The following is a 17,335-nucleotide window of genomic DNA, read 5'->3' as shown; positions in this document are numbered from 1 at the left end:
GGTGGCCCCTTCTGTCGCTGTGGCGAAATATGTACAACAGATAATATTTACTCTGGTTTAGACAAGTTATCCACCGTGTCGCGTGTTGAAATAATTGGATTGTGAATAACAAACATGTAATTTGTGGATAACTTTTGGCCGTGAATGGTTGGTATTCCGCCGATTATAAGAGATCTGAGGCGTGTCTCGCAACGTGTCGAAATGTGAAAATACTCCGTCCGTTTTGACTTGAGGGTAGGGGTGAGAGTACTTTGATATAGCTTGACTCACGTGAGGGCAGCGCGAAGCGTTGCCGAATAGACCTAGGAGCAATGGATTATGAAGAGGACGTTCCAGCCGAACAACCGTCGTCGCCACATGAAGCACGGCTTCCGCCTGCGCATGCGCACCCGTTCTGGCCGTGCGGTGATCAACCGTCGCCGTGCCAAGGGCCGCAAGTCCCTCTCCGCCTGATCATTCCGATCAGTGCCACAGGCATAGTCGAGGTGGAGCGGCTTCAAAGCCATCGTGATTTCGTCACCGTGCTGAAACGCCGGCGCAAAGCAGGTGGCAAGGATATCGTCGTGCACTATTTGGTGCCCGACGACCATCATGATGATGACGACCGGACGGTGCATCGCCGTTTGGGATTAGCTGTCTCCAAATCGGTAGGACATGCGGTCACCCGTAATACGGTGAAGCGTAGGTTTCGTGTATTGGCCAGAGCCCATGAGGATCTGTTGCCCGCGCATTGCGATATCGTTTTGCGCGCCAAGCCCAGTGCTGCGACCGCATCGTTCGTTTCGCTAGATCAGCAGATCGCGAAGGCTTTTGCCACAGTGGCGCATAAGGTGGCTGAGGCATGACAGCTTCTTTCAAGGCGGTGATGATTGGTGGGGTGCGCTGGTATCAACAGCGCATCTCGGCAAACACACCGCCTTGTTGCAAGTATTATCCAACGTGCTCGAATTATGCCATTGAGGCGTTGGAACGGTATGGCGCGTTCAAAGGGGGAGTGCTCGCCGTGCTGAGATTACTGCGTTGCCGGCCGTGGAGTCGTGGGGGAATCGACGATGTTCCACAACGGTATTCCATTTTTTACAGATTTTCGTGGTCGAAGGCTCATGAAGAGCCCCGACTGACACCATTGGCCACAACCCAAAGAGAGGCCCAACGATGAACTCAAATGAATTTCTGCTTGATAGCGGGTTTTGGGGATTTCTATATAAAATCCTGACTCCCGTTGAGTGGTTACAGACCTGGATCATGAAGATCGTGCATGACTTCTTCGTGATGCTGGGCATGAGCCCGATTGGTGTCTCATGGGTGCTTGCCATTATCATCCTGGTGCTGGTGGTGCAGGCGTGTATCTTCCCGCTGTTCTGCAAGCAGATGAAGTCGATGCGCAAGATGCAGGCGTTGGCGCCGAAGATGAAGCGCATCCAGAACAAGTACAAAGGCAAGACGGATCAGGCTTCCAAGGAGGCCATGAGCCGTGAAACCATGAAACTGTATCAAGACAATGACGCCAATCCGGCTGGCTCCTGCTTGCCTATGCTCATTCAGGGCCCGGTGTTCATGTCCATGTTCTATACGCTGTCGGCCATTCCCTACATTGCCAACGGTAAACGCGGTGCGTTGGGCGCGTTCGACGTAGCAACCGCCAAGCAATTCACCCAAACCGATGTGTTCGGCATTGTCAGCGTGACCGATAACTTCTCTAGGGCTGCCACTAGTGGCAAGGTGGTCATCGGTACCTTCGTGTTCCTGATGTGCTTCTGCCTGTGGTTTATGCAGTACTTCAACATGAAGCGCAACATGCCCGCCGCATCGATGAACAAACAGGCCGAGACCATGCAGAAGGCTATGCTGTGGCTCTTCCCGGTGATGTACATCTTCTCTGGTGCCACCATGCCGTTCGCCGTGCTGGTCTACTGGCTGACCAACAACGTGTGCAACCTCTGCCGCACATTGTGGCAGGTGTACGCATTCCCGACCCCTGGCTCTCCGGCTGCGGCGGACAAGGAAAAGCGCGATCATCGTAATGAGAATGCTCGCCGCGCAAAGGCCGGCCTGCCCTCTCTGGAAGAAGAAGCATTGGCCAAGGCCAAGGAAGAGGCCGAGCGTAAGGCCACTCATGGCTATCAGCGTCAACAGCCCGTGCGTAAGCGCAGAAAGAAGTGACGACTATGTCGGTGCGTGTTCGGTGTTTCACGTGAAACATCGAACACGCACCGACATTACTTTCTCTGTTCGGGGGAGCAGGGCTTAGACTTGTAATTCAAACACGACATGAAGGAGTAGCGTATGGCACAGGATGACGTGAAGTCGATTGATCAGCTCAACGAAGAGGCTGATATCGCCGCGGATTACCTTGAGGGCCTACTGGATATCGCCGACTATGAGGGCGACATTGAGATGGGCGTGCGTAATGACCGCCCCACCGTGCAGATCGTTGCTGATGACGATACCGACATCAAACATCTTATTGGCCGTAATGGTGAAGTCGTTGATGCTCTGCAGCAATTGACTCGTCTGGCTGTACAGCAGAAGACCGGCGAGCGTTCTCATCTGATTGTGGATGTCGACGGTTTCCTGAAGCGCAAGCGTCAGCACCTCTGTGATATCGCCCTGGATGCCATTGACGCAGTGAGGGATTCCGGCGAGCCGTATGACTTGAAGCCGATGAATTCCTTCGAACGTAAAGTCGTTCACGATGTGGTTCGGGAAGAGGGGCTGAAGTCTCGCTCGCACGGTGAGGAGCCTCATCGTTACGTGACGGTGTATCTCAAGAACAAAGTCGAGGATGTTGCCGAAGACGACGAGCTTGATCAGGAGTAATAGGTCGACGAGTTTTTGAGATGACAGGGACGTTCAACGGATGTCGTCTCTAAACAGACAAGAGTGACCGCAGGGGGAATGGCGTCGTAATGAGCGACGCCTTTTCCATGTTGATTGTTTCACGTGAAACATGGTGAGGGAGATGGCTATGACGGATCAGCTGCAGGAGTCACCTGTACTTGCTGAGGTCTTGGGTGATGCGTTGCCGAAGTTGGAGCGTTTCCATGCCAAGATTGCCGAAGAGGGTGAACCTCGTGGATTGATCGGCCCCCGTGACGTCGATATCATTTGGGAACGGCATATTCTGAATTCCGCTGCGATTGTGCCGTACGTTCGGAATGCAACGAATGGTATTCGCTTCAAAACAGTTGCCGACGTCGGCAGTGGTGGTGGTTTTCCCGGATTGGTGGCTGCCGCGTGTTTGCCGGATCATGACTTCACGCTGATTGAACCGATGGAGCGGCGAATCGAATGGTTGCATGAATGTGTTGACCTGATGCAACTGCAGAACGTTGAGATTATTCGTGGACGCTCCGATGCCGTCATCCAGCAGGTACGGAAGCGGGAAATTCATCCGTTCGCTGTTGTCACGTGTCGTGCGGTTGCTCCTATGACCAAACTCTCTGGCTGGACGTTGCCGTTGCTGAAACCGTCAGGACAGTTGATCGCATTGAAGGGACGGTCTGCTCAGGCTGAAATCGACAAGGCTGGCAAGGAGATTGCAGAATTCGGTGGTCGTCGTCCACGCGTCGTTGAAGCGGCTGTCGGACCGGATCTTGAGCCTACCCACGTGGTGATTGTGGATAAGCGATGAGTGGAGTACTGATTAAGTTATCCACATTTCCGTATGTGCGTAAAAATTATCCACATTTTTACGGGACGATGTGCACAATGATGAAAACATTGATTTTTCAATGCTTTTCGTCTGTGAATACACAATCTAACACCCAACATCATTCACACTTATCCACACTTATCCACATTGCATATCGCAATTGTGGATAACGAGCATCATGTCCATACGAATGAGAACACTGGAACTTACGTCTGTGCAAGGAGGAGCGATGGCCACCAAGGATCATCAGTCGGAACCTATAGAATCGGCTTCCGAAACGCTTCAGCGAATATTCGATGGTCACGGTTCAGTGCTTGGTAGCCAGATGGCTGATGAAAGCTCACGCTACGATGTACTCAAGAAAACCGATTTCCCCAAACCTAAACGTACCCGTCGTATTGCCGTGGCCAACCAGAAGGGGGGAGTGGGTAAAACCACATCCACGGTGAACACCGCTGCGGCGCTGGCAGACAAGGGCGCGCAGGTGTTGGTCATCGATATGGACCCGCAGGGCAATGCCTCTACGGCGTTGGGTGTATCTCATGCATCGGGAGAGCCCTCGGTCTATGACGTTATCGAGGGGCGTTCCGATCTGGGGGATGTCATCACGGTCTGTCCTGATTTTCCCACACTTGATGTTGTGCCTGCATCAATCGATCTCAGCGGTGCTGAGTTGGAAGTGGCCGATCTGCCCAACCGAAACACCTTGCTGAAGGAGGCCCTAGACCTCTACCTACGTCAATCAGATAAACACTATGATTACGTGTTCATTGATTGCCCGCCCAGCTTGGGCCTGTTGGTCATCAACGCCATGTGTGCAGTGACCGAGATGCTGATTCCTATCCAGGCTGAGTATTACGCATTGGAGGGTCTTGGCCAGCTGATTAACACGATTGGTTTGGTGCAAGAGCATTTCAATCCCGTACTGCTGGTGTCCACCATGCTCGTCACGATGTTTGATCGCCGAACGTTATTGAGCCGTGAAGTATATAACGAGGTTAAGGGACACTATCCCAGCATTGTGCTGAATACTACCATCCCGCGTTCAGTCAAGATCTCCGAAGCGCCGAGTTTCTCCCAATCGGTGATTGCCTATGATCCTCGTGGCATAGGTGCCATATCGTATGGTGAAGCAGCTTTGGAGATCGCACAGCGTTCGCAACAAGTCCTTGACACCATTGATGCGAGGAGGAACAAGTAATGGCATCAAAATCACGACTCGGTAAGGGCCTTGGCGCTTTGTTCCCCACATTGCCAGGGGAGGAACCAGTGGCGGAGCAGCCCGCAATGATTGCGGAGGATTCGTCTACTCCGGCGGCCACTGCTGACATAACCCCCGCCAAGAAGGCTACTGCCCAGCAGGAATCAAAGCCTGCCGCGCCTCAGACGGTATCATCCAGCAAGGCAGCCAAGAAAGCCGCCGGTAAACGCGCATCCATGCCCGCATTGGACATCATTACTCATCCTAGCGACCTGTTTTTCGGTACGGAGAAACCTCAAACCGGTAAGGTCGCCGCGCCTCAGCAGGGCGGCAAGTCGTCTGCGCCTCAGACGGCACATCGTACATCCGTCATTGTCAAAGATGTTTCACGTGAAACATCTCAGACTGCATCGGAGGCAAAGACCGCTGACACAGATAAGAAGGACGAGCTCAAGCCGGTAGCCGGTGGTTATCTGGCTGAACTCAAACTGTCTGATATCGGGCCCAATGCACATCAGCCTCGTACCATCTTCGACGAGGATGAGTTGAATGAGCTGTCTGCTTCCATTAAGGAAGTTGGTGTGCTGCAACCGATAGTCGTGCGCAAGCGTCCGGCAAGCCGGATTGCTGCGGCCAAAGCCGCCAAGCACGACGAGACGGAATCCAGCACGAATCCGTTTGCCGGTCATTTGGACAGCCCGTATGAGCTCATTATGGGTGAACGCCGTTGGCGTGCTTCTCAGTTGGCTGGATTGGAGACGATTCCCGCCATCGTCAAAACCACTGCGGATGATGATATGCTCCGCGATGCGTTGCTGGAAAACTTGCACCGTGTGGCCTTGAATCCACTGGAAGAGGCGGCTGCCTACCAGCAGATGATCGAAGAGTTCGGGTTGACGCAAGCACAACTGTCCAAGTCGGTGTCCAAGTCTCGCCCGCAAATCGCCAATACCTTACGACTGCTGAACCTGCCGGCCTCTGTGCAAAAGAGAGTGGCTGCCGGTGTGCTATCGTCCGGTCATGCGCGTGCGCTATTGGGCCTGAGCGATCCGGAGGAAATGGACAAGCTGGCTTCTCGTATTATTGCGGAAGGTCTTTCTGTACGCAGCACCGAAGAAATCGTCGCCATGAAGGTTGCGTCGGGGGAGCAGCCGAAGAAGCCTAAGACGTCTAAGACCAATCCTTGGGTTGGTTCCGCCATCCAGCAGAGTTTGGAAAATCATTTCGATACCAAGGTGTCGATTAAGGGCAGCACCAAGCATGGTCGCATCGAAATCGTCTTCTCGTCACCAGAGGATATGGATCGTATCCTGCAGCTGCTGGTGCCGAGCCAAGGCGATGCCGATTCCAAATGGGTGTAACGCGATAAGAACATTCGTGTTGTCGCTGGCATTATTGCTGTGCAGTGCGGTGTACAACACAAGACGTATAGCCTCTGCGTGATTCCTGGCAGGGGCGTATGCCCGCGCTGTAGCCCCTGTCGCAATAGAAAACCCCTCAGGCGACGGACAATCACACATCATGATTCTCCGTCGCCTGAGGGGTCTTTCTATGCCTCTGACTGGTACGTACTATCCAAGGGCGGCATGCTGTAACACTGACCTAACGTTGCTCCTATGTCACAGGCAGCAGACAGAACAGCAAGCCGCCATTAGTCCGCCGCAATCAGTCCGTAAGATAGGCCTGCGCATCCAGCGCTGCACGGCAGCCCATGCCCGCTGCACTGATCGCCTGACGATAAGTACGATCCACGCAATCGCCTGCAGCAAAGATGCCTGGCGCACTGGTCACCGTGCTGGCACCCTGCACCACGACATACCCATCATCGTCACGGTCCACAACACCGGCCGCAAAATCAGTGGCCGGCGTATGGCCGATAGCCACGAACACGGCGTTGGTGTCCAGCGTGCTTTCTTCTCCGGTCACCACGTTACGTACGGCAATGCTGCTGACACTGGCCGGTGCCACAGCCGGTCGTTTGATTGTCAAGCCAGGAATGGCAATAGGTGCACCGGTGTTCTGTGTGGGGGAGGAGGTGCCGGTAATGGAGGTCACCACTGTGTTGGTCAGCAGGGTGATGGTCGGATTGGCTTTGGCTCGGTCCACCATGATCTGCGAGGCACGGAAGCTATCGCGTCGGTGAATCAAGGTGACTGAAGAACCGAACCGGGTCAGGAATAATGCCTCTTCAAAAGCCGAATCGCCACCGCCTACGACCACGATAGGCTTGTTCCTGAAGAAGAAGCCATCGCAGGTGGCGCAGTACGAGACGCCATGTCCGGACAGCTCCTGTTCGCCAGGCACCCCAAGCTTACGGAATGACGACCCTGTGGCGATGATAAGCGCCGATGCCTCCAACTGGGAGTCATCGGAGAGCGTTATACGATAGGTTGGCTTGACCGAATCACTTTCACACGCATCGATGGAAGAGACATCGTCTGCGATATAGGTTGTACCGAAGCGCTTGGCCTGTTCCTTCATGCGATCCATAAGATCCGGGCCAAGAATACCTTCCGGGAATCCAGGGAAGTTCTCCACCTCAGTGGTGTTGACCAACTGTCCACCTGGCGACAACGCACCAGTGACCATAACAGGATTAAGACCTGCACGGCCAAGATAGATGGCGGCCGTGTAGCCAGCGGGACCAGAACCGATAATGATGACGTTATGTTTCACGTGAAACATTGTCACACCCCCATACGATATTCCGTGTCATTCAGCCAGACGCGAAGAAAGGGCGGCACCGTCGAATGTATGCGAACGGTGCCGCCCCTTCTTGGGTCAGTTATCGGCATAGATGCCGATTAGAAGACCTCCACCTTCTCGATGTACAGCTGGCTCTGCGGCAGGCTATCCGATGGCACCCACAGCAGCAGATCCTGCGTATTGACGGCTTTGGTGAACTTCACTTCAGTAGTGCCACCTTCAGCAAAGGTGAATTCGGCCACCTGCTTGCCCTGAGTGGGGTCTCCAGTGGTATTCGCGCGAATATAGCCCTTACCACCGGATGTGCGGATGGTGATAACCATGCGGTACGCATCCTGCGGCTGGTCAAGGTGCATGTAGTATGCGTACCCGGATTGGCCGCCAGGATTCGACAGGAAGTTGGCGCTGGAAATCGTAAACGCCGTGTTGTTCTCATGGCGCGGTTGCGGAGCAGCGCTGGAATCCTTATCGCCGGACTTTTTGGCCTTGGTCTTCTTGGACGACGAATCAGCAGTCTCGGACTTCTTGGACTTGTCTGATGCCGAGTCCTTGGATTCGCTCTGAGTGGCATCACTTGACTTTGAAGAATCGTCAGTGGTGCCACCGTTCGTCGCGTTCTTGCTGCCACCGAATGGCACAGCGTCAGCATTGATATCAGGCCAGTCACCTTCACTGGAGTTGCTGGAAGCATCGGCAGGATTGTCTCCGGAGGATCGGAACGCATACACTGCCCAAACAGCCGCTGCCACTACCAATATCAGAGCCACAATGATGGCAACGACCTTGGTCGACAGTTTACCGAACAGATGTTCATCGGGTAGCTTGCTGTCATCCTCGTCATCCGGCACATCCTTCGGTGTGAAGCTCGGAGGAATGGCGCTTACTTCGGCAATGCGGGCCTGCTCCTCTTCCAAGGCACGCAGCGATTCCTCACCAGGAGCCACAGCACGGCCGCTGGCGAGGAACATGGGAATACGACTGGTTGTCTCTCCCACGGTGGCGTCGGAAATACCGCCGGTAACAATAGGCACTGTCAACCGAGTATTATCACTCGGACCGCCGATGGGGGCTGGATTCATTTCGCTGTACCAGTCACCGGTGTCTTCACCGGAAAGATTCTCGTGCTCCCAGGCGTCAGAAAGGTTGAAGTCAAACAGACGGTGGGCATCAGACTGAGACTGGTTGCCGTCAGCAATACTGGACCCATCAGTCAGAGGAACCGGTGACATCACGTGCGGAGCGGGGACGGCGGCCGGCTGAACCGGCAGGGAAGGGGTAATAGACAATTCCGGAAGACTGCTGCTGTTAATCAACGTGCTGGGAATAGGCACGATATCAGTCTCGTTGGCAGGCTTCAGTATCGCCTTGGTAATCGAGCAATCGCTTTCCACGCTCGGCAAAGCAATATCAGCATCGCTCAGTTCAGAGAGCGGCTTCCAATTACCCAACAAGGCGTCGAGTTCTACAAGGGCAGCCATTGGCAACGTATGCTCGTCGGGCTCGCTCAAGGCCAATCCACGCTTGCAAATCACGCGGAATTCGCCAGGGGTGTCTTGCGGCAAGGCACGCAGATTGAATGTGGGTGTCGCTTGGCTTGGCGTGCGTGTCAGCAGGGTATAGAGTAATGCCGCAAGCTGGCGAATCGCATACCGTTCAGGACTGTCCGTACGCAGATCGGTAGCGGACGTATCGGCCAGCATCGTGGCACATGGTGCATCGGCAATTTGCACACCGGAGGTAGTCACTCGAACGGTGTCGGTTGTGATGACGATGCTGCTGGGAGTATCCGCAATGATCTCGCGCAGCACGTTGGCGCATTCTCCGATAATCGACCGGATGGCGCTGTAGCTGAGCGGCTTGGCGGTATCCACCATGTAGTCAGTCAGGCATTGGCCGCTATCCACCGGCATGACAATGAGAAGTACGTCGGATTCCATACGGTATTTCAGTACGGGAATCACACGATCAGGGCGAGTGGCGGCGATGCGACCAGCGAGCTCATCGATTGCGGCGAAAGCGCTGCGATTGGTAATGATGAACAGCTGGCAATCCTTTGCCAGCACACGGTCGTTGGCTTTCCATGCCTGAATGCCAGGCTCCGCACGCAACGATGATACCAAGGTGTATCGGTTGAGAATTGTGTCTCCGAGTTGCGGTTTCATAGTGCGTTCGGCTCCGTGTGATTGGTGTTCGAGACTGGTCTTAGATATTCTACGTGCGGGGCTATCCTTGACGGGCTCCGTCTCAGGATTGATTTGCGTATCGTCGACTTTTTCCGGCTGGGCTGTCACAGCAACGTCTTCACTGGCCGGAGTCTTGTGTAGACGGGCCAGTATCGAGTGATAGGCGCTGATGAGTTCTGGGGTGCGTACCACCCACAACACAGCCACATATACTATGGTCAGCACGATGGTGAGCACCACGCAGATGGCCAGCGCAGACCACCAGCTCATGTGCCCGCCTACTGGTCGAATATCCGCGTCGAACAGTGCGACTACCGGTCGTTTGATCAGCCAGACCACAACTCCGGAAGCCAGTGCCGCCACAATGGCCTTGGCGTATGTCCTCGTGATCTCCCGACCGCCAAGATTGCCTTCGAACTTGCGGCGCAACATCATCAACGTCAGCGGCAACGCCAGTAATCCGCCGAGTGTCACCGAGCAGGCGATGCCGAGTACCCAATGCTCAGGAGGAAGTACCATCATGCCGATGATCATGAATACCGAGGTGAACCCATACTGCATCACCGCAGACAAGAAGGGGTGCAGGCCGTCCTCAAAGGCATAGAATGTACGTTGAATCAGCAGGAACGCCGATCCCAAAGGAGTGCCCACAGATAGGGCGATAAGCGCGTAGGAAATCAGCATGGTCTCGTCCATCGAGACGGACGGAAGCAATGCGCGGATAATCGGTTCGGGGAACACAATCATGGCGGCGGCGAAAAATATGATGAGCAGGCCCACATTATTCAGTGCGTTGACTAGGTCGTGCCGTGCCTCATCCAGATTCGCAGCTGCGACAGAACGGGAGATTTTGGGGAACATAGCCGTGGATACCGATACGGCGATGAGCGAATAGGGCAGGATGAACAGTGTGTACGCATTCTGATAGGTCGCGTTGCCTGCCACGCTGAACAGGCTGGCACCCGTCAGTTCGTGGGCGCGCTGCGGTGCGGATGTGGCGATACGGGTAAGGATAATGCCGCAGATCTCGCTGGTGACCACCACGCCCAAAGAGCCTAACGCCACGGGACCCATAGACCTGAGTCCAAAGCCGCCAAGCCCGAAGCTGGGTCTGTACTTGAACCCGATACGGGCCAGTGGCAGGAAGAGTATCAGCGCTTGGAAGGCCACGCCCAAAGTCCAGGTGCCTGCGGTAAGCGCGATCTTGTCGGCGGTCCAGAATTCGAGGGGCTGTTCATTGGCCTTGCTGAACAGCAGAATAAAACCAGTAAAACCGGCGCAACTAATAATGTTGGCACCGGTTGAGCTCCACGCATACGTGAGGAAATGGTCTTTGGCGGCCAGGATCTGACCCAATACCGTATACAGGCCGTAGAAGAACACCTGAGGCATACACCACAGGGTGAACGAGGTGGTCAGGGCTATCATCTGGTGATCGTCGCTACCCACGTACAGGCGGGCAAGCAGAGGGCTGGCCGCCGCCATCACCACGGTCATGGCCAACAGGATGCCGATGGCCAACGTAACCAGACGATTTAGTCGTTCTTGGGCGTCTTTTTCTTTCAACGTGCGCACGATCTGGGGCACCAGCACGGCGTTGAAAATACCACCAGACACCAGCGTGAACACGGATTGGGGAATCATGGAACCGGCCTGATAGGCGTTGGCCGCCAATCCGGTGGTGCCGATGGCCGCAGCGAGAAGAATCGTGCGGAGCTGACCGGTCACACGGGAAGCAGCAGTTCCCGTGGCCATGATCAGGGAATTACGACCTACGGTTGAACTCATTCGTCGGGGTCCTTCTTCCGATGGAATTGCCGCCACAGGCCGATAATGCCCAATAGCACGGCGAAGCCGATGATAATGAAGCCGCTGGCATCACTGATGCGCATCACACTGGTGATCGCGGTGTCCTGCGTGTTGCCGAATCTGTTGCCTTCCCGGTCGGTCAACGACACATGGGCCGTCGATGAGCCGGAAGTGGAAACGCGGATGGTGAAGGTCACCTGAGCGTCGCTATGCGCGGGAATATCGATGTCAGCGGTTCGCGAGGTGACGATCTGCATGGAGTCAGTCAGTGAGTTGACCTGCACGCTGACGGCGTAGGGAAGGTCATTGCTGATGGTGATTGGCATTTTCGCGGATTCGCTGAACACGGATACCGGTTCCGATGGGTTGATGCGTACGCCGTTCAGAAGATCGCTGGCCAGTGTTTTCGCGGCGTTGACCATGGCTTTTCGCGTGGCTGTCGGCTGGGGGGAGCCAGACATGGACCGCAGCGCCATATCATCATGCAGCACCAGTAGAGAGCCAATCCATTGCATCGGATCGTTGCTATGCGAGGCGGTGTCATTGGCGTTCTGCCGGGCCAGGGCCTGCGGGTCCAACGACGAGACCTCGTCGGAATCAATCTCGTTCCTCAATATGGAGGTGGCCATGCGCATGATGTCATGCCGGCTGTCGGCCAACTGTCTCAATGCCGACCGGGTATTGGCGGTGTTGGCATCATCGGCCTTGTCGGGATTGACCGAATCGCTGACATTGTACGGATCGGCCTTGGCCATGGTCTTCAGATCCGTCAGATTCAACCAAGAGGCCTGCTCGAAGGCGCTCATCACCTGATCGATCCAGCCGGCCTCCGTGGTGCGGGAGAACGTCATAAGCAGGTATCGGGATGTATAGGGCTGTTCCATCTGGTAGAACGCGCTCTGAGCGACCAGTCGGGCCAACCGACCGGCATCGCTGGACTCGGCCTGCGCGTCCGTGCTGGTGGGTTGGCCCTTGGCCAGCATGCCCAAGGTCGATTGCTCCTTCAGCACGGTGACATCGCCGGCAGGCGTATCCACCACGTAGGTGCCTGTGTGTACGGCTTCAGTCTGGTCGGCATCGAAAGAGGCATCGGCAATCACCGTGTCATAGCCCTGCTCGCGTGCTGCGGTCAGCGCATCCAACGTCCAACAGTTGTTGCCCTGCCATGCGTACGCGGAGGGTGTTTCGGAGTCGCCTCCGTCGGCATACCATGCGGCCGCCTGCTTGGCGTTCCACTGCTCAGTGGTGATGCCTGCCTTTTCGTAGGCCGCGGTATCACCCAGCGCGGTATAGGCGGTGATGTCAAAGTCGGCGGGCTGCATGATGCCGGCAATGGACGGTTGCACTGCGGACTGACGCCAATACAGAGGATCCGCGATCACTTGCAGCGAGCGGTGCTTGGCGAATGTCTGCCCAAGGGATCGCGCGGTATCGGCATCCTGCCCGGATAAGGATATGGCTTGCGTATCAGTGCCTTTGGCCGCGTTGCTGGCGTCGGCGTTATCGGACTTGTCGGCCTTGTCCGTGCCGTTGGACTTGGACGATGTTGATGTCGAGGAAGTGGTGGTTTCGGCAATGCGATTGCTGATGGCCTTATTATCGACCTGCCAGCCGCTGGCGGTGTAGGGCATGGCCACGGTCAGGTTCATGGCCGGTGTTGTCGCGGTGTTGAGCCCATCCGAAGATCGGGTCAGAAAACTCGGCAAATCGGCGAGTATCCGATTGCCAACGATATACGACAGCATCAGCGGCTTCGGCCCCCAGCTCCCTATGGAGGCAAGGGTCTGCTGATTGGCGTTCACCTCGATGGTAACGGTGGCAGTGCCGCCGGCGGGAATCGATGGCACGTCAACGGAACCCAACTCGTTGGGGGTGGGGATGGGGGCGTTGTTCTCGGCCCAATTCTGAATATCGGTGCGCGAGACAAAGGTGAACAGCGTATTGGTGGTCAGGTGCAGTGTGCCGCTTGACGTGGCCGTGCTGTCCGTATTGCTGATGACCGCGGTGACATGATAGCCCGATTTGGAGGTGACGATGGGGGTGCTTTGCGTGATGGCAATGCTCTGCTTGGGCTGATTCTCGGTCTGATTGCCCGTTGCGTCCGTCGTATCGGATGATGAATCGGTCGTGTCCGTCGTATCGTTCGCGTAGACGGTCAATGGAGCGGCCAGCATCGCCACAACGGCGACGCCAGCCGCCAGTGCGTGTGCCAGACGTGTGCAATGTCGTAAGACTCCGGGTAGGTTCACTCGTTTGCCTGCCTGTTCTTCTTCCTGGCGTAGAGCCACGCGATTTTGCGTTCGTTGGGATAGCTCAACACGTCGTCCAAATCTTCAAAACGTACCCAGAGGGCGTCTTCCGCCTCATGATCCGGGTCTCCTTCCACCGTCAGTTCGCCGCCGGTCTGTTTGAGCGCGAAGTGATGGACCAGCTTATGCACGCGCTGCGTGGTGCCGGTGAACCAGTAGTCGATGGTGGCGATGGAATCGATCACCTCGCCCAGGATGCCGGTCTCTTCATGCACTTCGCGCACAGCGGTCTGCTGCGGGGTCTCGCCTTTCTCGATATGCCCCTTCGGCAAGCACCATTCGAGATGGCCGGAGCGGGAATGACGGGCGATAATGGCCACGCGGTTCTGGTCATCGAAAATCAGACCGCCTGCCGAATATTCGCGTACGACCGGCAGTTCCTGGGCATCCAGTGAAGCGAATGTGGTCGGACCGTCCGACGTACGGCGTTGCGGCATCATGGCCGGAGTCGGGCCGGATGGCGTCACCGGTTCTACTGGCACTGCCGGTTCCGGCGAGGCAACATCCGCGGACGGATGCCGGCCGAAGACCGTGGCCGGCGTGGGATGCGCTGACGTTACGGGCCTCACTGGTGCTGCAGACGGCGCTGAGACCGGCATGGTGGCCGGCACTGCGGCCGGTGCGGTACGTGCCGCAGGCGGCATCAGCACGTCGCGCGGAGTCGGTATCGCTGTGGTGTGCGCGGCGGCGGCCTTGGCGACCGCAACGGCAGCATCTACGGCCGCGTGGGCGGTCGCCGCGGGATCGTTCGTGACGATGGTTACGGACGTTTGTGCCGTGGCGATAATCGGCTCGACCTCGGCAATCGTCTCGGCACCGGCCTCGCCGGCGATACCATCGGCCTGCCCTTCGATAGTGCCGCTGGTAGTGGCGATGGTGACGGTGGCATGCATGCCGAAGACGGTGGCCGGTGTGGGCATCATCGGCTTCGGTGCGGGCATGTCGCTGGCGGAGTCCGATATTTCGGATTCGGATGGTGCGGGCGTGACGGGCGTTGCGGGCGTGCCGGGCACACCGGAATGTTGCGCAGTCGGTACTGCGTCTACTTCGTCTTGATGAACGGCCTGATTGGTGGAGTGGCTCGCGGTGCCGCCGACATCGGAAGAATCGCCCGAATCGGCGGAATGATGCGGAGTTTCGGACGTATACAGCAGGTGGTCTTGGGTATGGCTATCCGCCGAATCTGGTGTTTGCCCCAGTATGCGGGCAAGGTCGGCGGGCGTAATCATATTCTCCACCTTACTCAACCCCGTGTGCAGGTGGGGTAACGGTATGCTGGTAGGGCAGAAAAACGTCGCACGCGGGAAGGTGCCCATTGGATTTCGAAGTATGGCCCGAAGCCATCGAACTTGGTCGACTGTTCGCCGAACAGGGTTACGAGCTGGCATTGGTCGGCGGCCCGGTCAGGGATTTGCTGCTCCATAGAAGGAGCCACGATTTGGACTTCTGCTCATCCGCACGGCCTGAGCAGTTCGAGCCGATACTGCGCCGGTGGGGGCATGACGGCTTCTGGGACATGGGGCGCAAGTTCGGCACGCTGGGTGCCATGCGCCGCCGCCCGGACGGCACCGAGGTCAAGGTGGAGGTCACCACCTATCGCTCCGACACGTACGATCCGGACTCGCGTAAGCCCGAGGTCAATTATGGCGACACGCTTGAGGGCGACCTGTCCCGCCGCGACTTCACCGTCAACGCGATGGCCCTGCGCGTGCCCGACTTGCAATTCGTGGACCCGTTCGGTGGCGCCAGTGATCTGTCCAAGGGCGTGTTGCGCACGCCGGTGGACCCGCGACAGTCCTTTGACGACGATCCGTTGCGTATGATGCGCGCCGTGCGATTCGTGGCCCAGCTGGGCTTCCGTATCGCGCCGGACGCGGCCGAGGCGATCACCTCGATGCGCGACCGCATCGACATCGTATCCGCCGAGCGCGTGCGCGACGAACTGACCAAGCTGCTGCTCTCCGACCGTCCGCGCGCCGGCCTTGAGGCGTTGGTCGAATCCGGTCTTGCGGACATCGTCTTCCCGGAGATTCCGGCCCTGCAATTGCAGATCGACGAACACCACCGCCACAAGGACGTCTTCGAGCACACGATGATTGTGCTCGAACGTGCTATCGCCCTGGAAACCGGCCCGGACGGCCCGGTGCCCGCCCCCGACCTGACGTTGCGCTTGGCCGCCGTGATGCACGATATCGGCAAGCCGAAGACCCGCCGGTTCGAGCCGGGCGGCAAGGTGAGCTTCCACCACCATGACGCGGTGGGTGCCAAAATGACCCGCAAGCGCTTGAAGGCACTGCGTTTTGACCACCATCTGGTCGAGGACATCTCGGAACTGGTGAATATGCACCTGCGCTTCCACGGCTATGTGGACGAGCCGTGGACCGATTCGGCCGTACGCCGGTATGTCAAGGATGCCGGGCACCTCTACGAGCGGCTGAACAGGCTCACGCGCGCGGATGCCACCACACAAAACAAGCGCAAGGCGATGATCTTCTCCCAGGCCATGGATGAGATGGAGGAGCGCGTCCGCGAACTCAAGAAGAAAGAGGACTTCGACGCGATTCGCCCGGATCTGGACGGCAACGAAATTATGGAGTTGCTGGGCCTGGAGCCTGGCCCGATGATCGGCCGCGCCTACAAGCACATGCTGGAATACCGCCTGGATAACGGTCCGGTGGACCACGATGTGGCCGTCGAAGAACTCAAGCGCTGGTACGCCGAGATTCAGTAGTCCGATACTAGCCCGATACCAAAAAACCGTACGCTGAATACGTGTCAGCGTACGGTTTTTCGCGAAGATGAAGCTGTATGCGCCTTACTTCGCCGTGTATGCGTCGTGTTTGGTGTCGGCGGGCAGCTTGGTCATGCTATCGGCGGCCTTGCAACCCTCGATATTGGTGATGGTCTTACCGGATTGCGGGGAGGATTTGGTGTCCTGCAGATCGTTGAACGTGGCGCCGATGACCACATCGATGAGCTGATCCTCGCGAGCCGTCATGATCATGGTGGCGTCGGTGAAATTGCCGATCAGCGTATACGCCTGATTAATGGCGTTCTTACCGAAGTAGATGGTGGTGCGTTCAACGTTGGTGCTGGAATAGTTATCGATTTTCTGCACGCTGAATCCACGATTGGCCAAAGCTTCACCCACGGCCTTGGCGAATTGGCCGTGAGAGGTGCCGTTCATCACGCGAATGCCGACCGAAGCGTTGGACACGTATTGCGCTTTGCCGCTGCTGTCCTTGACCGCGCACGGCGCCGCGTTGCCGTAATTCGGCTGGTGGGCCGGAGTCTCCACTTCGCCGAGGCCGAAAACGTGGAAATTGAACAGTAGGGCTATGACCAGCACTACTGCCAATACCGCGCCGCTGATGGAAAAGACGGTGGTCTGGCGGCGGCGCACGTACGCCTTGCGGGCTTCACGTTCATCAACCTGATACGTCATCGGTGGACTTCTTTCATGGGTCGGGTG

The 17,335-nt window shown here is 56.8% G+C and carries 14 protein-coding genes; 9 read left to right on the top strand and 5 right to left on the bottom strand.

Annotated features, from left to right (window positions below; translation table 11 throughout):
* The first annotated feature begins 318 nt into the window (after nt 1–318).
* From rpmH to BLIJ_RS12920, 8 genes are all read left to right on the top strand, one after another.
* On the top strand, nt 319–453 hold the full coding sequence (gene rpmH / locus BLIJ_RS12955; protein WP_007054596.1) for a 50S ribosomal protein L34: 135 nt from the start codon (nt 319–321) through the stop codon (nt 451–453).
* Between the two features lie 32 nt (nt 454–485).
* Nucleotides 486–845, top strand: a complete 360-nt coding sequence (gene rnpA, locus BLIJ_RS12950; protein WP_012578708.1) for a ribonuclease P protein component — start codon at nt 486–488, stop codon at nt 843–845.
* Nucleotides 842–1,159, top strand: a complete 318-nt coding sequence (yidD, locus tag BLIJ_RS12945) for a membrane protein insertion efficiency factor YidD (protein ID WP_012578707.1) — start codon at nt 842–844, stop codon at nt 1,157–1,159. Before rnpA ends, yidD begins: the two co-directional genes overlap by 4 nt.
* Nucleotides 1,156–2,163, top strand: coding sequence for a membrane protein insertase YidC (gene yidC, locus BLIJ_RS12940; RefSeq protein WP_012578706.1), 1,008 nt, complete (start codon nt 1,156–1,158; stop codon nt 2,161–2,163). Before yidD ends, yidC begins: the two co-directional genes overlap by 4 nt.
* A gap of 123 nt (nt 2,164–2,286) precedes the next feature.
* Entirely contained in the window at nt 2,287–2,820 is a 534-nt protein-coding gene (locus BLIJ_RS12935) for a Jag family protein (protein ID WP_012578705.1), read from the top strand.
* A gap of 148 nt (nt 2,821–2,968) precedes the next feature.
* A complete protein-coding gene (gene rsmG, locus BLIJ_RS12930) occupies nt 2,969–3,634 on the top strand; it encodes a 16S rRNA (guanine(527)-N(7))-methyltransferase RsmG (RefSeq protein ID WP_014485222.1) in 666 nt (221 codons plus the stop codon).
* A 250-nt stretch (nt 3,635–3,884) separates the two neighbouring features.
* The gene (locus BLIJ_RS12925; RefSeq protein ID WP_012578703.1) at nt 3,885–4,856 is read left to right on the top strand and encodes a ParA family protein; all 972 of its coding nucleotides are present in this window, start codon (nt 3,885–3,887) and stop codon (nt 4,854–4,856) included.
* Nucleotides 4,856–6,217 (top strand): ParB/RepB/Spo0J family partition protein, encoded by a 1,362-nt coding sequence (locus BLIJ_RS12920; RefSeq protein WP_012578702.1) that lies wholly within the window; start codon nt 4,856–4,858, stop codon nt 6,215–6,217. The genes BLIJ_RS12925 and BLIJ_RS12920 overlap by 1 nt, the downstream gene beginning before the upstream one ends.
* Before the next feature lie 304 nt (nt 6,218–6,521).
* Here the strand turns inward: BLIJ_RS12920 and BLIJ_RS12915 are convergent, their stop codons facing one another.
* The 4 genes from BLIJ_RS12915 to BLIJ_RS14735 form a co-directional block, all read right to left on the bottom strand.
* Nucleotides 6,522–7,541 (bottom strand): NAD(P)/FAD-dependent oxidoreductase, encoded by a 1,020-nt coding sequence (locus tag BLIJ_RS12915; protein WP_012578701.1) that lies wholly within the window; start codon nt 7,539–7,541, stop codon nt 6,522–6,524.
* Between the two features lie 119 nt (nt 7,542–7,660).
* Nucleotides 7,661–11,533, bottom strand: coding sequence for a murein biosynthesis integral membrane protein MurJ (locus tag BLIJ_RS13150; protein WP_012578700.1), 3,873 nt, complete (start codon nt 11,531–11,533; stop codon nt 7,661–7,663).
* On the bottom strand, nt 11,530–13,728 hold the full coding sequence (locus tag BLIJ_RS12905; protein WP_012578699.1) for a DUF6049 family protein: 2,199 nt from the start codon (nt 13,726–13,728) through the stop codon (nt 11,530–11,532). The genes BLIJ_RS13150 and BLIJ_RS12905 overlap by 4 nt, the downstream gene beginning before the upstream one ends.
* A gap of 71 nt (nt 13,729–13,799) precedes the next feature.
* Entirely contained in the window at nt 13,800–15,092 is a 1,293-nt protein-coding gene (locus BLIJ_RS14735; protein ID WP_012578698.1) for an NUDIX hydrolase, read from the bottom strand.
* Between the two features lie 86 nt (nt 15,093–15,178).
* Here BLIJ_RS14735 and BLIJ_RS12895 point away from each other — a divergent pair, with 86 nt between their 5' ends.
* The gene (locus BLIJ_RS12895) at nt 15,179–16,594 is read left to right on the top strand and encodes a CCA tRNA nucleotidyltransferase (protein ID WP_012578697.1); all 1,416 of its coding nucleotides are present in this window, start codon (nt 15,179–15,181) and stop codon (nt 16,592–16,594) included.
* 84 nt (nt 16,595–16,678) lie between these two features.
* Here BLIJ_RS12895 and BLIJ_RS12890 read toward each other — a convergent pair whose 3' ends face one another.
* On the bottom strand, nt 16,679–17,308 hold the full coding sequence (locus tag BLIJ_RS12890) for a LytR C-terminal domain-containing protein (protein ID WP_012578696.1): 630 nt from the start codon (nt 17,306–17,308) through the stop codon (nt 16,679–16,681).
* Between the last annotated feature and the right edge of the window lie 27 nt (nt 17,309–17,335).

The sequence above is a fragment of the Bifidobacterium longum subsp. infantis ATCC 15697 = JCM 1222 = DSM 20088 genome (assembly GCF_000269965.1).
GTDB classification, from domain to species: domain Bacteria; phylum Actinomycetota; class Actinomycetes; order Actinomycetales; family Bifidobacteriaceae; genus Bifidobacterium; species Bifidobacterium infantis.
This window is presented reverse-complemented; position numbering and strand designations above follow the sequence as displayed.